Genomic DNA, 18,869 nt, shown 5'->3' with positions numbered 1-18,869 from the left:
TTCTATTTTTTTGCGAATAATCTTGTAATTCCAACAACAAAACGACGGCGGCGCTGATAAATGACTCTTCGAATCGCGATCAATGGTTTTGGCCGTATTGGCCGTAATGTACTGCGCGCACTCTATACCCAAGGCTATCGCCAGGATTTGCAGATCGTCGCCATCAACGACCTGGGTGACAGCTCGATCAACGCGCATTTGCTCAAATACGACACCGTTCACGGCACGTTCGATGCCGATGTCCAACACGATCAAGAAAGTCTGACGGTCAACGGCGACCGAATTTCGGTCAGCGCCATTCGCAACCCGGCCGACCTGCCCTGGGCCGCAGAAAAAATTGATGTGGTGTTCGAATGCACCGGCCTGTTCACCGACCGCGCCAAAGCCGCCGCGCATATTACGGCCGGTGCCCGCAAAGTGATTATCTCGGCTCCGGCCAAAGGTGCCGATGCCACCGTGGTTTACGGGGTTAACCACGACATTCTGCGTCAGTCGCACCAGATTATTTCCAACGCTTCGTGCACCACCAACTGCCTGGCCCCGGTGGCTCAGGTGCTGCATCGCGAACTGGGCATCGAAAGCGGCTTGATGACCACCATCCACGCCTACACCAATGACCAGAACCTGACTGACGTCTACCACACCGATCCATACCGCGCCCGTTCGGCGACGCAGAACATGATCCCAAGCAAAACCGGCGCCGCTGAAGCGGTCGGCCTGGTGCTGCCGGAACTGGCAGGCAAACTGACCGGCATGGCGGTGCGTGTACCGGTGATCAACGTTTCCCTGGTGGACCTGACCGTACAGCTCAAACGCGAAGCGTCGGCCGACGAGGTCAATGCGCTGCTCAAAGAAGCGAGCCAGCATTCGAAAATCCTCGGCTACAACACGCTGCCGCTGGTCTCCAGCGATTTCAACCACAACCCGCTGTCGTCGATCTTCGACGCCAACCACACCAAGTCCAGCGGCAAGCTGCTCAAGGTGCTGGCCTGGTACGACAACGAATGGGGCTTCTCCAACCGCATGCTCGATAACTGCCTGGCGCTGTGTAACGCCGAATAAACCGCATCCACCTGTAGGAGCTGCCGAAGGCTGCGATCTTTGATCTTGATTTTCAGCGATTCAGAGAGGATCAAGCTCAAAAGATCGCAGCCTTCGGCAGCGCCTACATGGGGGCGCGTCAAATGTTGCGTCGCTGGCGCAATCACGTTTGGAGCAGCATTGCATGATCGGTATCAGCTTCACGCAAAAAACCATGGCCGCGCGCAAGCGTATCGCCCTGGTCGCCCATGACCACTGCAAAGTGTTTTTGCTGGACTGGGCCGAGCGACACAAAGACAAGCTCGCCCAGCATGAACTCGTCGCTACCGGCACCACAGGGTTGTTGTTGCAACAACGCCTCGATTTGCCGGTGGAAAGCATGATCAGCGGCCCACTGGGTGGCGACCAACAACTTGGCGCTCGAATCGCCGAGCAGCGGGTCGATATGCTGGTGTTCTTCTGGGACCCGTTCGAACCGCAGCCACACGATCCGGATATCAAGGCGTTGCTGCGGGTCGCCGCCGTCTGGAACATCCCGGTGGCGACCAACGAATGCAGCGCCGATTACCTGCTCAGCAGCCCGTTGATGGATCAGGCGCATGAGCACCGGATTCCGGATTACGCAATGTATTTGAAAGGTCGTGCGTAACCTTAACAAATCTGTACTTGACCATCCGAGCGGATGATAAGCATTATCATTCGCTCAAAATGGATCAGGTCCTCCCGTGAGTCAATCGCGCTTCAACGACGTCTTCATCACCCAGCGAATATCTCTGCTGCGTACGCTGGAGCGGATGGTCAACAATCACAGTACCGCCGAAGATCTCCTGCAGGAGACCTACCTGCGAGTGACCCGAGCGCTCAGTGAGCGGGCCATCGACCACCTTGAACCCTTTGTTTTCCAGACCGCCCGCAACCTGGCGCTGGACCATTTGCGCGCGCGGCGCATCCACTCACGCACCATGGTCGACGACGTGCCGCTGGAAGTGGTGCAAAGCGTCGCCGCCCCTGCCAGCAGTGCCGAGGATGCCGCCCATGCCGAACAATTGCTTGAGCGTTTGAACGTGCGCCTCAGTGAACTCAGCTCCCGCCAGCAACAGATTTTTATCCTCAGTCGCCTGCACGGGCACAGCTATCTGGAGATCGCCGAGAAGCTTGGCGTGTCGCAGAGTACCGTGCAAAAGGAGTTGAAGCTGATCATGACGATCTGTATGGGTGTGGCAGAGACGCAGCCTCAAGTTCCAAGCTACAAGTCGCAAGCCAAAGACGGCAAGTCAAACGCCTAACTGAACTTGCAGCTTGCAGCTCGTAGCTTGAAACTGCTCCTCAAACGCCCCTGCCGAGGAAACACCGTGACGGACACCCACCGCTCTCCTTCGCCCTCGCCGGCGCAGGCCTCCGCAGACGCGATGGACCAGGCCCTGGACTGGTTGATCGTGCTGGACAGCCCGAGCGAAGAACAGACTCGCCAGTTTCACCAATGGCTGGCGGCGGACCCGGCGCATGCCGATGCGTTCGCCAAGGCCCAGGCGATCTGGAACGGCCCGCAAATTACTCTGTGCGCACAAAGCCTGGCGTCGCGGCCTGCGAAGGTCACGGTCCTGTCGCGCCTGCGTCCGCACTGGAAACCCCTGGCCACTGCCGCCGTGCTAATCCTCGGCCTGTTCAGTTTCAGCAATCTGCCGATGCGCTTGCAGGCTGATCATCTGACCGTGGTCGGTGAACGCCAGCGCTTGCAACTGGAAGACGGTTCGAAGGTTTTGCTCAATACCAACTCGGCGTTTTCCAGCACGATCAACGATCAACAGCGCGTTGCCCGGTTGTACCAGGGTGAAGCGTTTTTCGAAGTCCAGCCCCATCGCGGCCAGCCTCTGGAACTCGACGCAGGGCTAGTCACGGCAAGTGTTCGGGATACGGCGTTTGCGGTGCGTTATCTGGATGGCGTGACGCAGGTCCAGGTGCAACGCGGGGATGTCGATTTGCGTGCCACCCGTGACGACGCGCGGGTTCGTCTGACTGCCGGGGAAAGCATCCGCATCGGCCCCAACGGTTTCGACCGCCCTGCCAAACTGGATGCGGCTACCGATCTGGCCTGGGTCCAGGGTCGACTGGTGTTCGAAAACTGCCCGCTGAACCAGGTGCTGGCAGAACTGCGTCGTTACTACCCGGGCTGGATCATCAACAACAACGAGCAACTGGCCGATGTCGCGGTGACGGGCAATTACCGCCTCGATCAGCCGCTGGACGTGGTCCGCTCCCTCGCCCACATCACCTCTGCCAAGCTCCAGGAATTCCCGGCGCTGGTGATTTTGAACTGAATGAGAATTATTTTTACTCGATAGCCAATCCTCGTACGTCTCGTTATAGCCAATGCAATTGATTCGCATCTCTAAAATGCCAATCAGCACCTATAAAGATTCGTGCGACACGGAGCGCTATCGATGTCCTCTCGCCTTACCCGCCAGTCCTCTTCACCTTCCCGCGTGCTGTCGCTACTGACCGCTGCCATCCTGATGGCCGGCGCTGCGCCGCTGATGGCGGCCACGCCAGCCGAGCAGCCGAGCCGCAACATGGCCGACTACTCGTTCGCCATTCCCCAGCAATCGCTGGTGTCGGCACTCAATGCATTCACCACCGTGACAGGCTGGCAGGTCGGCTTCGCGGCCGAACTGGCGCAAGGTATGAACTCACCGGGCGTACGCGGTTCGTTGTCGCCAGAAAAAGCCCTGGAGCGCCTGTTGGTGGGGACCAACCTGAGCTATCGCAAACTGGGCACCAACAACATCATTCTGGAGCCACGCAATAATTCCGGCACACTCAACCTGCAGCAAGTGACCATCAGCGCCACCCGCCAGGAACAAGACATCAGCAGCGTGCCGAGTACCGTCACTGTTCACACTCGCGAAGACCTTGATCGCAACAACGTCAATAGCATCAAGGATCTGGTGCGGTATGAACCGAACGTTTCGGTAGGCGGAACCGGCACCCGTGCGGGCCTTTCCGGCTACAACATTCGCGGCATCGATGGTGACCGCGTATTGACCCAGGTCGACGGCGTGCAAGTGCCCGACGGCTTCTTCAATGGCCCGTATGCCCAGACCAACCGCAACTATGTCGATCCGGAAATCGTCAAGCGCGTGGAGATTCTGCGCGGCCCGGCATCAGTGTTGTACGGCAGCAACGCCATTGGTGGCGCCGTCAGCTACTACACGCTGGACCCGGATGACATCATCAAGCCAGGCCAGGACGTCGGCGCACGCCTGAAGACTGGCTATAGCTCGGCCGATGAAAGCTGGCTGACTTCCGGTACTGTCGCCGGGCGCACCGGCGACTTCGACGGCCTGTTGCACCTGAGCCAGCGCAATGGCCACGAAACGGAATCCTACGGCGAGACCGGAGGCACCGGCCTGAACCGCACCGAAGCGAACCCTGAGGATGTGCGCACCACCAACGTCCTCGCCAAATTGGGCTGGGACTACGCCGACGACGCGCGCTTCGGATTGACCTACGAGCACTACAAAGACGACCGCGACACCCATCAGCTGAGCGCGGTGGGCGGTCCGTTCAACGCAGGACGCGGTTTCGGCTTCTACAAATCGCGTACCGGCAATGACACCATCACCCGCGAACGCTTCGGTCTCGATCACCGCTTTGCCCTGGACAGCCCCCTGGCTGACAACATCAAGTGGACGCTGAACTACCAGATCGCCAAGACCGACCAGAGCACCGAAGAAATCTACGCGCCGTCGCGCACAGTACTGCGCGATCGCAATACCAACTACAAGGACCGCCAATGGGTATTCGATGCCCAGGCTGACAAGGCGTTTGCCATCGCCGACACCGACCACGTCGTCACCTATGGCACCACCATCAAGCAGGATAAAGTCACCGGCCTGCGCACCGGTACCGGCACCTGCCTGACCGTGGCTGGCGCTTGCCGCGTCATCGGCGCTGCCAGCCCTGCCGACACGCTTGTCCCGGCCAGCGACTTCCCGGATCCGACGATCAATACCTACAGCCTGTTCGCGCAGGATCAGATCGCCTGGAACAACTGGACCTTTGTGCCCGGCCTGCGCTACGACTACACCCAGCTCAAACCGCACGTGACGGATGAGTTCCTGGCCACTGCGGACCAAAGCCGCAACGGCGTGGTGAACGATGACGAAAAGACCTGGCATCGACTGTCGCCAAAGTTCGGCACTACTTACAGCTTTAATGATAATTACACCTGGTATGGCCAGTACGCCGAAGGCTTCCGTACGCCGACCGCCAAGGCCCTTTATGGTCGCTTCGAAAACCTCGCTGGCGGTTATCGGGTCGCGCCGAACCCCGACCTCGAACCGGAAAAGAGCAAGAGCTATGAAACCGGCCTTCGCGGCCAGTTCGAAGCCGGCACCTTCGATGTCGCATTGTTCTACAACAAATATCGCGATTTCATCGACGAGAATGCCATCACCCCCGGCTATACCGAGACCACGTTCCAGAGCAACAACATCCAGCACGCCACCATCAAAGGCCTCGAACTCAAGGGTCGCTTGAACCTGGATTCGTTCGGTGCACCAAGTGGCCTCTACACCCAAGGCTCGGTGGCCTACCTGTATGGTCGCAACGATGACAGCGGCGAGCCGCTGAACAGCATCAACCCACTGACCGGCGTGTTCGGCCTGGGTTATGACCAGGACAAATACGGCACCTTGCTGAGCTGGACCCTGGTCAAACGCAAGACCCGCGTCGACAGCACCAACTTCAACACCCCGGACGGCACCAGCACCCAGTTCAAGACACCGGGTTATGGCGTGCTCGACCTGGCGGGCTTCTACAAGGTGACCGACGACGTGACCGTCAATGCCGGCTTGTACAACCTGACCAATAAAAAGTACTGGCAGTGGGATGACGTACGCGGCTACGACAGCGTCGGCGAAGCCTCGGTGACGCAACCGGCGAACCTCGACCGCCTGACTCAGCCCGGACGCAATTTCGCGATCAATCTGGTCTGGGATATCTGACCCTGCCCCCTTCGTTGCGCGGTGGCCCAAAAGTCGCGCAATGAAGTTTTTTTACTGTACGGCGCTTTCCTATTCGTCTCGTTAGCAAGCGCCTCTTTTCCTTAAGGACATCTCATGACTTCTCAGGACACCGCACAACGCCAGGCTTTACGTTCGCAACGCTTGAACCAGGTCACCCACGAACCCCACACCAAACTCGACGCTTTGGTCAAAGCCCACGCACCGTTCGAAACCCAGGCCAACTTTGCCCGTTTTGTGGTGGCGCAGTACCTGTTCCAGTCGGAGCTGATGTCGCTGTACAACGATGCAGAACTGACCGCCATCGTCCCTGACCTGCCAGTCCGTTGCCGTGCCGAAGCCGCCAAGGCTGACCTGGCAGATCTGGAAACCGAAGTGCCTGCTGCAGTCGCTGGTGCCATACACAACCCGAGTAAAGCGCAAGCGCTGGGCTGGCTCTTTGTCTCCGAAGGCTCGAAGCTCGGCGCGGCGTTTCTGATCAAACGCGCCGTAGGCCTTGGCCTGAGCGAAACCTTCGGTGCCCGTCACCTCGGCGAACCGGCCGGTGGCCGCGCAGAAGGCTGGAAAAGCTTCGTCCGAACCCTTGATGGGCTAGAGCTCAGCGTCCAGGAAGAAGCCGAACTGGACAAAGGCGCCATCGACGCGTTCAACCGCTTTACCGTATTGCTCGAACAGGCATACTCCAGCACCCCGGAATTCGCCTGACACGATCGAAATCCCCTTGTAGGAGCCGCCGCAGGCTGCGATCTTTTGATCTTGTTTTTACGAATTCAAGACGATCAGGATCAAAAGATCGCAGCCTGCGGCAGCTCCTACATTGATCTGAACAAGCCAGCAGACTATGCCAACCTCTTCCAAAATCACCCGCCTCCTCTTCGGCCTGCTCGCTTATATCAGCCTGGGCATCGGCCTGATCGCCATCGTCATACCCGGCCTGCCCACCACCGAGTTCATCCTGCTGGCCGCCTGGGCCGCAACCAAAAGCTCACCACGCTTGAGTGCCTGGCTGGAAAATCATCGGCTGTTCGGCCCCATTCTCAATAACTGGCGCAACGGCAAAATCATCGCGCGCCGGGCCAAGGTCAGTGCCACCGTCAGCATGTTGCTGTGTGCCACGTTGATGCTGGTAATGCTTGATCATGGATGGCCGATTTATCTGGCTATTGGCGGCATGAGCCTGGGCAACTTATGGATCTGGTCTCGCCCCGAATCATTGGCGCAAGTTTCCTGAAACCTCTCTGCAACAGCCTGTAAGGGCACACTTGAAAATACCTACTTCCTGTTCGGATTTCTCCTACGTGTTTATCAGGTCATCCATTACCGGGCCTGGCCGTTAAGCAACATGGAACCTCCACGATGAGAAGCTGATATGAATATAAGTGCCGCTGCATCTTTTCAAATTCCGTATTCGCAAATGGTGAAGCCGAACACGGAAAAAACTCAAACAGAGGAAATCAAAAGCCCAGTGATGGATGAAAGGGTGAAGTTGACCATCGAGAAACTCCGGGCTCCTGAAGTGACAGGTATCACCAGCGATGACCTGGATGAGTTGGAAGCGTTTTTTAGAACGAGCAATCAAGGTCCTGGGTTTACTGACCTGTGTCCTCTGATAGCGGTGAGTAGATATGCAATCCTTTGGGTTAAAGAAAATCGCGCAGCAGATACGCTCCGCACAATGGAAGGCATTTACTCCGATTTCAAAAAAGACCTGAGCAGCAAATGGTCTGGCTTGGCCGATAAAGCATTCGGCTTCACGGTGGCCGAAGACGGTCAGTTGCAAGTCACTGCGCCACCGAACACTCTGACTGCCTGGGAAAAGGAAACATTGAATACCCTGCTGAACGAGAGCAAAGACTTGCAATCCTTGACTCTCAAACACGCCAATGCCGTGATTGACTTGGTACAGCTGGATACGCAACAGTTTGGTGGCAAAGCGAAGGTGGACCTGAGCAACTTCCATAAGTTAATTGACTATGGATTACTGCTGAACAAAGGCGCGTTGGAGTTGGGGGAAACAGACTCCTGGCTAGATCAATTGCATAAAAATGCCGAAAAGGGCCAAAACGAGAAAAAGCAGGGACTGCACATCGAAGTCTGACCCCTTGATAAAACCCGGCAATGCGAGTGCGCATAACCGCTTTGCCGGGTGCGTGACAGACCTAGTTACGCAACAACCGTTGATAACAGACATGAGCGAATGAAACGTTCGGCACGTTGTGGCCTCCCACTCCCGAAGCCTCTTTGCCTTGGACCTGAATCAACCAATACCCCACGTTGTATTCAACTTCCCACTGATAGCGATACTTACCACTGCTGGTCCAGAACGGGTCAGACTTCAGACTGCCATGACACCCGCCCAACTGAATGACACCCGCCGCATTACCAGTGCTGTCCGTCGTAAGGGAGAAAAAGCTGGAATCCCCCAAACCTTTGTCCAATATCAAAGTAGCCGTAGCGCCTTCGAGCGCATGCCCTGTCGAATCCCTCTTGGCTCTAACGGCCTGAACCAAACCACGATTTTTTCCCGTTTTTACCTGCTTTTCGGCACATTTTTCCGCGCAAACGTTCAACCGTGACCGTTCGTCGGCATCGCTCTCATGCACCTCGTCCTCACGCCGATGTGCAATGAATGGCGCTGAAAGGATTTGGCGTATCGAGTCGACGCTGACTCATTGCCAACAGCTCATCCATTCGCGAGTTCGCCCTATGTTCGACTCACTGTCCATCCGCCTGAAAATCGTCCTGCTCTCCGGTCTGTGCCTGCTTGGTGTGGTCGCGCTGATCGTGGGCATGAACTTCTACCAGACCAATGAGAACGATGACCTGGTCAGCGCCTCCAGCAGCAAAATGCTCACCGGCAGCGTGCAGGATCTGCTGCAGGCCAAGGCCGCCGAGCAGGCGGTGCGGGTGCAGAAAACATTTGGTGAAACCCTGACGGTGGTGACCGCGCTGGCGGATCAGATCAAGGACATGCGCAACATGGCGGCCAAACGCTCTCTCGAGCCTGGCGCACTGCGTGAGGAGTTGAATCAGAGCCTGAAAACCGCGTTCGAGCGCAACAGCAAGGTGCTGGGGATCTGGCTGGCATTCGAACCTAATGGCCTGGACGGCAAGGACAGCGAGTTCGTCAATGATGCGCCCCGCCAGTCCAACGAGGCGGGTCGTTTTGCCACGTACTGGAGCCGTGCCGGCGGCGAAGCGCTGAACACGATCATGGTCGAAGACGACATGACCAAAACCACCCTGAACCTCAGCGGCACGCCGTATAACGTCTGGTACACCTGCCCTCGGGACAGCAAGCGCACCTGCCTGCTCGACCCGTATGCCGATACGGTTGGCGGCAAAGAAGTGTTGATGACCACCATTTCCGTACCGCTGCTGGTGGATGGCAAGTCCATCGGCGTGGTCGGCGTCGACATCGCCCTCGACGCTTTGCAAGCCGCTTCGGTTGATTCCCAGCGCGATCTGTTCAACAGCGCCGGCCACATGCTGATCGTCTCCGGCACTGGTGTGATGGCTGCCTACAGCATCGACGCCACTAAAGTGGGTAAAAGCATCGGCGATACCCTCGGCGCAGACGGCAAGGACATCCTGCAATTGCTCAGCGCCGGCGCACCGAAGATTCTTCAGCAAGGCGATCTGATTCGCGCCGTTTACCCGGTCAGCCCGATTGCCGACGCCAAACCTTGGGGTGTGGTGATCGACCTGCCGAAACAAGTGCTGCTGGCCGACTCGGTGAAACTGCAAGCTGTGCTCGACGACGCTCAGCAAACCGGCACCATCCAGGCAGTTGGCGTAGCGATCATTGCCGGCCTGATTGGCTTGCTGCTGATCTGGCTCACCGCCTCGGGCGTCACCAAGCCAATCAACAGTGTGGCCGAAATGCTCAAGGCGATTGCCAGCGGCGATGGCGACCTGACCCAACGCCTGCACTACAGCAAGAAAGATGAACTGGGCGAACTGGTCAGCTGGTTCAACCGTTTCCTCGACAAGCTGCAACCGACCATCGCGCAGATCAAGCAAAGCATCACCGACGCCCGCGGCACTGCCGACCAGTCTTCGGAAATCGCCCGCCAGACCAGCGAAGGCATGCAGGTGCAGTTCCGCGAAATCGACCAGGTCGCCACCGCGTCCAACGAAATGAGCGCCACCGCCCACGACGTCGCCAACAGCGCGTCGAACGCGGCGAATGCGGCCAAGGGCGCCGATCAATCGGCCCGCGACGGCATGCAGATCATCGAGCGCAGCACCCGCGACATCAATCAACTGGCCGACGAAGTCAGCAAGGCTGTAACTGAAGTAGAAGCGCTGGCGGTGAACAGCGAGCAGATCGGCTCAGTGCTGGAAGTGATCCGCAGCATCGCTGAACAAACCAACCTGCTGGCACTCAACGCAGCGATTGAAGCGGCCCGTGCTGGCGAAAGCGGTCGCGGTTTCGCAGTGGTCGCTGACGAAGTACGCAACCTGGCCAAACGCACCCAGGATTCGGTGGAAGAAATTCGCCTGGTGATCGAACGCATCCAGAGCGGCACTCGCGGCGTGGTCGCCACCATGCATTCGAGCCAGACCCAGGCCCACAGCAACGCCGGGCAGATTCAGCAAGCGGTCCAGGCACTGAGCAAGATCAGCGACGCAGTCACCGTCATCAGCGACATGAACCTGCAGATCGCCAGCGCCGCCGAACAGCAAAGCGCCGTGGCCGAAGAGGTCAATCGCAACGTCTCGGCAATCCGTACCGTCACGGAGACCTTGACCGGGCAGGCCACAGAATCGGCGCAGATCAGCAGCCAATTGAACAACCTGACCACCCACCAGATGAAACTGATGGATCAGTTCCGGGTGTAACCCTTAAAAGATCGCAGCCTGCGGCAGGCTCCTACACAGATTTTTGTAGGAGCTGCCGCAGGCTGCGATCTTTTGATCTTTTGCTCTATGCTGCCCTCTCGTTCCGGAGGGCCTTCGATGACTGATTTACTCACGTCCATTCAAGCCGCACTCGGCTTGCCTCATACCCCGATTCCGTTCACGGGTAGCGGCACCCTGCCCTCGGCGTTTGCCGTGACGGATCTGGCCTGCGCCAGCATCGCCGCGGCCGGCCAAGCCATGAGTGCGCTGCTGCATCAGCAAACCGGCCGCTTGCCTTACCTTGAAGTCGATCGCCGATTAGCCTCGTTCTGGTTCTCCTCCTCGATCCGCCCGGTGGGCTGGAGCGTTCCGCCGCTGTGGGACCCGATTGCTGGTGACTACGCCGCGAAAGATGGCTGGATTCGCCTGCACACCAATGCCCCCCATCACCGCGCTGCCGCCGAGAAAGTGCTCGGCGCTTGTGTGGACCGCGCTGCAATGGCGCGCAACGTGGCGCATTGGAACAAGCATGATCTGGAGCAAGCCGTGGTCGATGCCGGAGGATGCGCTGCTGAAATGCGCAGTTGGCAACAATGGCAAAAGCATCCCCAAGGCCTCACGGTGAACGCTGAGCCGCTGATTCATTTCGCCAGCCACAGCAGCCAGAACACCAAAGCCTGGCAGGGTTCGGTGGCGCAACCCTTGGCCGGTATCAAGGTGCTGGACTTGACGCGTGTGCTCGCAGGTCCCGTCGCCAGCCGTTTTCTCGCGGGCCTCGGCGCTGATGTTTTACGCATCGACCCACCGACCTGGAACGAGCCAGGCGTGGTGCCGGAAATGACCCTGGGCAAACGCTGCGCGCGTCTGGATTTGCATGACAACGCCGATCGCAACGTATTTGAAAGCCTGCTCAAAGACGCAGACATCGTGTTGCACGGCTACCGCGCCGATGCACTGCAACGCTTGGGCTACGGCGTGGCCGAACGACAGAAACTGGCCCCCGGCCTGATTGATGTTTGCCTGAACGCCTACGGCTGTAGCGGCCCGTGGCAGAACCGTCGCGGCTTCGACAGCCTGGTGCAAATGAGCAGCGGAATCGCCGAAGCCGGGATGCACTGGCGGCACACAGACAAACCGACTCCGTTGCCGCTACAGGCTCTCGATCACGCCACCGGGTATTTGATGGCCGCCAGTGCGATCAAGTTGTTGGCCGATCGTTTGAGCAACGGACAAGGAGGATCGGCGCGACTGTCATTGGCGCGCACCGCGAAATTGCTGATCGAAAATGGACGTGGCACCGAAGAGGCGTTGCGGGCCGAAGATGAAAGCGATCAAGGCATGCTGGTAGAGCAAACGCCCTGGGGCCCGGCCCATCGGTTGCACGTTCCGCTGAAGATCACCGGCACGCCGTTGCAGTGGGCGATTCCAGCTTCTGAATTGGGCTCCCATCGCGCACGGTGGTGTTGACTGTCAGGAAGCTTTCCAGAGCAGACTCGCCCCACAAGTTCCACACCGTACTTGTAGGAGCGAGCCTGCTCGCGATGATGCCCGAACAGACGACACAAAAACCGGATCAAACTCAGTCCGACCGACTCAACGAAGTCCAAAGCAACTGCGCCGCATACCCTCGATAAGGTCGCCATTCTTCGGCCCGCATCAACAATTGCCTCGCCGTTAATCTTTCACCCTCAAGCGCCGCTAACGCATTGATCAACCCCACATCCCCTGACGGAAACCCATCCATTTCCCGCAACTGCCGTAAAGCAATGTATTGCGCCGTCCAGTCGCCGACCCCATGCAACGCCAGCAACCGCACCACGCCACCCTCCCGGTCGGGCTCAAACAATAGCGAATCATCGAGCGACGCCTGAGCCACCCCCGACAGCGTCCGGCCCCGGCTCTTCGGCATCCCCAACGTTGCAAGCTCCGCCACCGCCAACACAGAAGCCTCAGGGAAAACGTGGGTCAGCCCAATCCGTGGCGAGGCTAACGGCGCGCCATATTGTGCGACCAGTTTGCCCGCCAGCTTGATCGCCGCACCCACCGTAATTTGTTGGCCCAATACTGCACGTATCGCCAACTCCAACCCATCCCATGCGCCAGGAACGCGCAGCCCCGGACGCTCGGCAATCAATCGCGCCAGCGACGGGTCAGCCGCCAGATGCCGATGAATCGTGGCCAGATCTGCGTCCAGATCGAACATCCGCCGCAATCGCGCGACGATCTCGGGCACCGCTGTCGGGTCGGGATAATCCAGGGCCAATTCCAGTGAATCCGCTGTCGCAGGCTTGATCGACAGAGTGCCGTGAACACCGTGCAAACCGATGCTGCGCGAGTACACGCCGTCGGCCACCGCTTCCATGCCGACAATTGCCCGCGCCGACAAGAAAGCGAGCATCGCCGGCCAGTCGTAGGGGGGTTGAAACTTCAGCAGCAACCTCATAGGCACTCTTACCTCTCATTCCCGGTGCAATCTTAAAGCGACAACGTAAGGTTTATCCGATAACGCTGTGAATGCTTAACCTGTAGGAGTGAGCCTGCTCGCGAAGGCGGCGTGACATTCAACATGGATGCTGTCTGACACACCGTTTTCGCGAGCAGGCTCGCTCCTACAGGATCCATCTTTACCCGCAAATCCCGCGCAGAATTTCACCAATCGCCCGCCCCAAGGCATACTTGCCACCCTCCGCACTCCAGAACCCGAAATCGCCCCATGCGTATCCACGTCAGCTTCATCGACCGCGTCGGCATTACCCAGGAAGTCCTGGCCCTGCTCGGTGGACGTAATCTCAACCTGGATGCCGTGGAAATGGTTCCACCCAACGTCTACATCGACGCCCCGACCTTGAGCCCGGAAGTCCTCGAAGAGCTGCGTGATGCGCTGTTCAGCGTGCGTGGTGTGCAGGCGGTGACAGTGGTCGACATTCTTCCTGGCCAGCGTCGGCACTTGCAACTTGATGCATTGCTCGCGGCCATGACCGACCCGGTACTGGCGCTGGACAGTGACGGCAAGGTGCTGTTGGCCAACCCGGCGTTGATCGCCCTATACGGTCGTGAACCGGCCGGCGAGAGCGTCGCCGACCTGTTCGCCGACCCGGCCCTGCTCGACGCCTTGCTCGAACACGGCTTTCGCTTGCCGCTGCGGGAAATCACCGTCAACGGTCAGACGTTGCTGCTGGACGCGACGCCGATCACCGATGCCGGCGCCCTGCTGACGTTGTATCAACCGAACCGCATCGGCGAACGCCTGTCGGCGCTGCACCACGACCATGCCGAAGGTTTCGACGCATTGCTCGGCGAGTCGCCAGTGATTCGTACACTCAAGGTCCGCGCCCAGCGCGTAGCGGCCCTTGATGCGCCGCTGCTGATCCAGGGCGAAACCGGCACCGGAAAGGAGCTGGTGGCCCGGGCTTGCCACGCCATCAGTGCGCGGCACAATTCACCGTTTCTGGCATTGAACTGCGCGGCATTGCCGGAGAACCTCGCCGAAAGCGAACTGTTTGGCTACGCCCCCGGGGCCTTCACCGGCGCTCAACGCGGCGGCAAACCGGGGCTGATGGAACTGGCGAACCAGGGCACGGTGTTTCTCGATGAAATCGGCGAGATGTCGCCGTACTTGCAGGCCAAGTTGCTGCGTTTTCTCAACGACGGCAGTTTCCGTCGAGTCGGCGGTGACCGCGAGGTGAAGGTCAACGTACGCATCCTTAGCGCCACCCACCGCGACCTGGAAAAAATGGTCAGCGAAGGATTGTTCCGAGAAGACCTGTTCTATCGACTCAACGTCCTCAACGTCGAAGTGCCGCCGTTGCGCGAACGCGGTCAGGACATTCTGTTGCTGGCCCGCTATTTCATGCAGCAGGCCTGCGCGCAGATCCAGCGTCCGGCCTGCCGGCTAGCGCCGGGCACCTATCCGGCCCTGCTGGGCAACCGATGGCCGGGCAATGTGCGCCAGCTGCAAAACGTGATCTTCCGCGCCGCGGCCATTTGCGAAAGCAGCCTGGTGGACATCGGCGATCTCGACATCGCCGGCACCTCCGTGGCAAGGCAAAGCGATCACGACGTCGACAGCCTGGAACAAGCGATGGAAGCGTTCGAGAAAACCCTGCTGGAAAAACTCTACGTCAGCTACCCCTCGACCCGCCAACTGGCCAGCCGCCTGCAAACCTCCCACACCGCCATCGCCCACCGGTTGCGCAAGTACGGCATTCCCAACAAGCCCCTGTAGGAGCTGCCGCAGGCTGCGATCTTTTGATCTTGCCCTTCGGCGGCTTTATATCGCCAAGATCAAAGATCGCAGCCTGCGGCAGCTTCTACAGGGCGTTGCGTGCATCCAAAAACGACCTCCACCTGTACTGAAAGCGCTACAGCGGAACGATATCGCTACAACCCCCTACAGTCACGGCTGTGCAAGGCTTTGATCCACCTCGGCTTTTATCCTCGACATATGCCGTAGCGATTTCGCTACAGCGAGTACATTTCAACGTTCCTCAAAACAAACTAACTTATTGATAAATAACAATAAAATAACATTGGCCGCGTTCTTGCTTTGTAGTTCTCCATATCCAGGGCATTGCCCTAGCATTCAATTGCGTCCACCAGACGAGTCTGGCCCCCTTAGGAGTTTCCATGAGCGAGTTGCGTTTTACTGAAGATCACGAATGGCTGCGCACCGAAGCTGACGGCACTGTCACTGTCGGCATCACCGCTTTCGCGCAGAACGCATTGGGCGACGTGGTTTTCGTACAACTGCCTGAGCTGCAGTCCTACGACAAAGGCGCTGAAGCGGCCACCGTGGAATCGGTAAAAGCCGCCAGCGGTGTGTACATGCCTCTGGACGGTGAAGTGCTGGAAGTGAACCCGGCGCTGGACAGCGCCCCGGAGCTGGTCAACGAAGATCCGCTGGGCGAAGGCTGGTTCTTCCGCTTTCAGCCAACCGATGCCGCCGCTGTCGGCCAACTGCTGGATCAGGACGCCTACGACCGTCTGATCAAAGCCAACGCCGAAGCCTGAGGAGCGCTGACATGACTCAAATCAATCTGACGACCGCCAACGAATTCATCGCCCGCCACATCGGCCCACGCGCCGGTGACGAGCAAGCGATGCTCAACAGCCTCGGCTTCGATTCGCTGGAAGCCCTGAGCGCCAGCGTGATTCCGGACAGCATCAAGGGCACCAGCGTGCTCGGCCTGGAAGATGGCCTGAGCGAAGCCGATGCCCTGGCCCTGATCAAATCCATCGCCGGAAAAAACCAGCTGTTCAAGACCTTCATCGGCCAGGGTTACTACGGCACCCACACGCCGTCGCCGATCCTGCGCAACCTGCTGGAAAACCCGGCCTGGTACACCGCCTACACGCCGTATCAACCGGAAATTTCCCAGGGTCGTCTCGAAGCGCTGCTGAACTTCCAGACCCTGATCAGCGACCTCACCGGTCTGCCGATCGCCAACGCCTCGCTGCTGGATGAAGCCACCGCCGCCGCCGAAGCCATGACCTTCTGCAAGCGCCTGAGCAAGAACAAAGGCAGCCACGCCTTCTTCGCTTCCGTGCATTGCCACCCRCAGACCCTCGACGTGTTGCGCACCCGTGCCGAGCCGCTGGGCATTGACGTGGTGGTSGGCGACGAGCRTGAACTGASCGACGTGACGCCGTTYTTCGGTGCCCTGCTGCAATACCCGGCGAGCAACGGTGATGTGTTTGATTACCGCGAACTGACCGAGCGCTTCCACGCTGCCAACGCCTTGGTCGCCGTCGCCGCYGACCTGCTGGCCCTGACCCTGCTGACCCCGCCGGGCGAGTTCGGCGCCGACGTGGCCATCGGCAGCGCSCAACGYTTCGGCGTGCCGCTGGGTTTCGGTGGTCCGCACGCGGCGTAYTTCTCGACGAAAGATGCGTTCAAACGCGACATGCCRGGSCGTCTGGTCGGTGTTTCCGTCGACCGCTTCGGCAAGCCGGCCCTGCGCCTGGCGATGCAGACCCGCGAGCAACACATCCGYCGCGAGAAGGCCACSWSSAACATCTGCACCGCRCARGTSYTRYTGGCCAACATCGCCAGCATGTACGCCGTGTACCACGGCCCGAAAGGCCTGACSCAGATTGCCAACCGCGTGCATCACCTGACGGCGATTCTGGCCMAGGGTTTGAGTGCGCTCGGCCTGCAAGTTGAACAAGCCAATTTCTTCGACACCGTGACACTGAACACCGGCGCCAATACCGCCGCGCTGCACGATCAAGCACGTGCACAGCAGATCAACCTGCGCGTGGTTGACGCTGAGCGTCTGGGCCTGTCCCTCGACGAAACCAGCACCCAGGCCGACGTCGAAACCCTGTGGGGCATCTTTGCTGACGGAAAAAACCTACCGGATTTCGCCGCCCTCGCCGCTTCGGTGACCGCTACGATTCCGTCCGCCCTGGTGCGYCARTCRCCAATCCTCAGCCAYCCRGTATTCAACCGCTACCACTCGGAAACCGAGCTGATGCGCTACCTGCGCAAGCTCGCCGACAAGGACCTGGCGCTGGACCGCACCATGATCCCGCTGGGTTCGTGCACCATGAAACTCAACGCCGCCAGCGAAATGATCCCGGTGACCTGGGCCGAATTCGGCGCCCTGCACCCGTTCGCCCCGGCCGCGCAAAGCGCCGGTTACCAGCAACTGACCGAYGAACTGGAAGCGATGCTCTGCGCCGCCACCGGTTACGATTCGATTTCGCTGCAACCGAACGCCGGTTCGCAAGGTGAGTACGCCGGTCTGCTGGCGATCCGCGCCTATCACCAGAGCCGTGGCGACGACCGTCGCGACATCTGCCTGATCCCRTCGTCGGCCCACGGCACCAACCCGGCCACCGCCAACATGGCCGGCATGCGTGTGGTCGTSACCGCKTGCGATGCCCGCGGCAACGTCGACATCGAAGACCTGCGCGCCAAAGCCATCGAGCACCGCGAACACCTCGCSGCGCTGATGATCACCTACCCGTCGACCCACGGCGTGTTCGAAGAAGGCATCCGCGAAATCTGCGGCATCATTCACGACCACGGCGGCCAGGTGTACATCGACGGCGCCAACATGAACGCGATGGTCGGCCTCTGCGCGCCGGGCAAGTTCGGCGGCGACGTGWSSCACCTGAACCTGCACAAAACCTTCTGCATCCCGCACGGCGGTGGCGGYCCGGGYGTCGGCCCGATTGGCGTGAAATCGCACCTGACGCCGTTCCTGCCGGGCCATGCCCACATGGACCGCAAGGAAGGCGCGGTGTGTGCCGCACCGTTCGGCAGCGCGAGCATTTTGCCGATCACCTGGATGTACATYCGGATGATGGGCGGCGCSGGTYTGAAGCGCGCTTCGCAGCTGGCGATTCTCAACGCCAACTACATTTCCCGCCGCCTCGAAGARCACTACCCGGTGCTCTACACCGGCAGCAACGGCCTGGTCGCSCACGAATGCATCCTCGACCTGCGCCCGTTGAAAGACAGCAGCGGCATCAGCGTCGATGACGTCGCCAAGCGCCTGATCGACTTCGGCTTCCACGCCCCGACCATGTCGTTCCCGGTGGCCGGCACGCTGATGATCGAGCCGACCGAAAGCGAATCCAAGGAAGAACTGGACCGCTTCTGCGACGCCATGATCCGCATCCGCGAAGAAATCCGCGCGGTGGAAAACGGCACCCTGGACAAGGACGACAACCCACTGAAAAACGCCCCGCACACCGCGGCGGAACTGGTCGGTGAGTGGAGCCATCCGTACAGCCGCGAGCAGGCGGTGTACCCAATGGAGACCTTGTTCGACGCCAAATACTGGCCGCCCGTGGGCCGGGTCGACAACGTCTTTGGTGACCGCAACTTGATCTGCGCCTGCCCATCAATCGCCGATTACCAGGACGCATAACCCTGTAGGAGCTGCCGCAGGCTGCGATCTTTTGATCTTGGCATTTAAAAATCAAAAGCTCGCAGCCTCGTTTCACTCG

General features: G+C 59.4%; 15 protein-coding genes and 1 pseudogene. 14 read left to right on the top strand and 2 right to left on the bottom strand.

What is annotated here, in order from left to right:
* Window positions 1-60: 60 nt before the first annotated feature.
* From gap to KUF73_RS18535, 8 genes are all read left to right on the top strand, one after another.
* The gene (gene gap / locus KUF73_RS18570) at window positions 61-1,062 is read left to right on the top strand and encodes a type I glyceraldehyde-3-phosphate dehydrogenase (RefSeq protein ID WP_059402992.1); all 1,002 of its coding nucleotides are present in this window, start codon (window positions 61-63) and stop codon (window positions 1,060-1,062) included.
* A gap of 163 nt (window positions 1,063-1,225) precedes the next feature.
* The gene (locus KUF73_RS18565) at window positions 1,226-1,690 is read left to right on the top strand and encodes a methylglyoxal synthase (RefSeq protein ID WP_218439512.1); all 465 of its coding nucleotides are present in this window, start codon (window positions 1,226-1,228) and stop codon (window positions 1,688-1,690) included.
* Between the two features lie 76 nt (window positions 1,691-1,766).
* Complete coding sequence (locus KUF73_RS18560) at window positions 1,767-2,327, top strand: RNA polymerase sigma factor (protein WP_218439511.1); 561 nt, start codon at window positions 1,767-1,769, stop codon at window positions 2,325-2,327.
* Window positions 2,328-2,393: 66 nt separating this feature from the next.
* Window positions 2,394-3,359, top strand: coding sequence for a FecR domain-containing protein (locus KUF73_RS18555; RefSeq protein ID WP_218439510.1), 966 nt, complete (start codon window positions 2,394-2,396; stop codon window positions 3,357-3,359).
* 123 nt (window positions 3,360-3,482) lie between these two features.
* Window positions 3,483-6,047 (top strand): TonB-dependent receptor, encoded by a 2,565-nt coding sequence (locus KUF73_RS18550; RefSeq protein ID WP_218439509.1) that lies wholly within the window; start codon window positions 3,483-3,485, stop codon window positions 6,045-6,047.
* A gap of 114 nt (window positions 6,048-6,161) precedes the next feature.
* A complete protein-coding gene (locus KUF73_RS18545; protein ID WP_218439508.1) occupies window positions 6,162-6,770 on the top strand; it encodes a biliverdin-producing heme oxygenase in 609 nt (202 codons plus the stop codon).
* Between the two features lie 136 nt (window positions 6,771-6,906).
* A complete protein-coding gene (locus KUF73_RS18540) occupies window positions 6,907-7,296 on the top strand; it encodes a YbaN family protein (RefSeq protein WP_218439507.1) in 390 nt (129 codons plus the stop codon).
* A gap of 138 nt (window positions 7,297-7,434) precedes the next feature.
* Window positions 7,435-8,163: a hypothetical protein gene (locus KUF73_RS18535; RefSeq protein WP_218439506.1), complete on the top strand. Its 729-nt coding sequence runs from the start codon at window positions 7,435-7,437 to the stop codon at window positions 8,161-8,163.
* Window positions 8,164-8,224: 61 nt separating this feature from the next.
* Here KUF73_RS18535 and KUF73_RS18530 read toward each other — a convergent pair whose 3' ends face one another.
* A complete protein-coding gene (locus KUF73_RS18530) occupies window positions 8,225-8,668 on the bottom strand; it encodes a hypothetical protein (protein WP_218439505.1) in 444 nt (147 codons plus the stop codon).
* Window positions 8,669-8,690: 22 nt separating this feature from the next.
* On the opposite strand from KUF73_RS18530, the pseudogene KUF73_RS31820 reads away from it, so the two are divergent.
* The 3 genes and pseudogenes from KUF73_RS31820 to KUF73_RS18520 all read left to right on the top strand — a co-directional run.
* A pseudogene (locus tag KUF73_RS31820) lies at window positions 8,691-10,004 on the top strand (chemotaxis protein); the annotation flags it as partial.
* A gap of 150 nt (window positions 10,005-10,154) precedes the next feature.
* Entirely contained in the window at window positions 10,155-10,910 is a 756-nt protein-coding gene (locus tag KUF73_RS31815) for a methyl-accepting chemotaxis protein (protein ID WP_371135515.1), read from the top strand.
* Window positions 10,911-11,027: 117 nt separating this feature from the next.
* Complete coding sequence (locus KUF73_RS18520) at window positions 11,028-12,377, top strand: CoA transferase (protein WP_218439503.1); 1,350 nt, start codon at window positions 11,028-11,030, stop codon at window positions 12,375-12,377.
* 112 nt (window positions 12,378-12,489) lie between these two features.
* Here KUF73_RS18520 and KUF73_RS18515 read toward each other — a convergent pair whose 3' ends face one another.
* The gene (locus tag KUF73_RS18515) at window positions 12,490-13,353 is read right to left on the bottom strand and encodes a DNA-3-methyladenine glycosylase (protein WP_218439502.1); all 864 of its coding nucleotides are present in this window, start codon (window positions 13,351-13,353) and stop codon (window positions 12,490-12,492) included.
* Window positions 13,354-13,623: 270 nt separating this feature from the next.
* Between KUF73_RS18515 and KUF73_RS18510 the strand changes: the two genes are divergently transcribed.
* From KUF73_RS18510 to gcvP, 3 genes are all read left to right on the top strand, one after another.
* Entirely contained in the window at window positions 13,624-15,135 is a 1,512-nt protein-coding gene (locus tag KUF73_RS18510) for a sigma-54-dependent transcriptional regulator (RefSeq protein WP_218439501.1), read from the top strand.
* A 401-nt stretch (window positions 15,136-15,536) separates the two neighbouring features.
* Window positions 15,537-15,920 carry a glycine cleavage system protein GcvH gene (gcvH, locus tag KUF73_RS18505; protein WP_218439500.1) on the top strand — a complete coding sequence of 128 codons (384 nt, stop codon included), beginning with the start codon at window positions 15,537-15,539 and terminating at the stop codon, window positions 15,918-15,920.
* A gap of 11 nt (window positions 15,921-15,931) precedes the next feature.
* Window positions 15,932-18,790, top strand: coding sequence for an aminomethyl-transferring glycine dehydrogenase (gene gcvP / locus KUF73_RS18500; RefSeq protein WP_218439499.1), 2,859 nt, complete (start codon window positions 15,932-15,934; stop codon window positions 18,788-18,790).
* Window positions 18,791-18,869: the final 79 nt, after the last annotated feature.

This window comes from Pseudomonas sp. PD9R (assembly GCF_019200975.1).
GTDB lineage: Bacteria > Pseudomonadota > Gammaproteobacteria > Pseudomonadales > Pseudomonadaceae > Aquipseudomonas.
The sequence above is the reverse complement of the archived record's forward strand: the minus strand, read 5'-3'. Positions and strand labels throughout refer to the sequence as shown.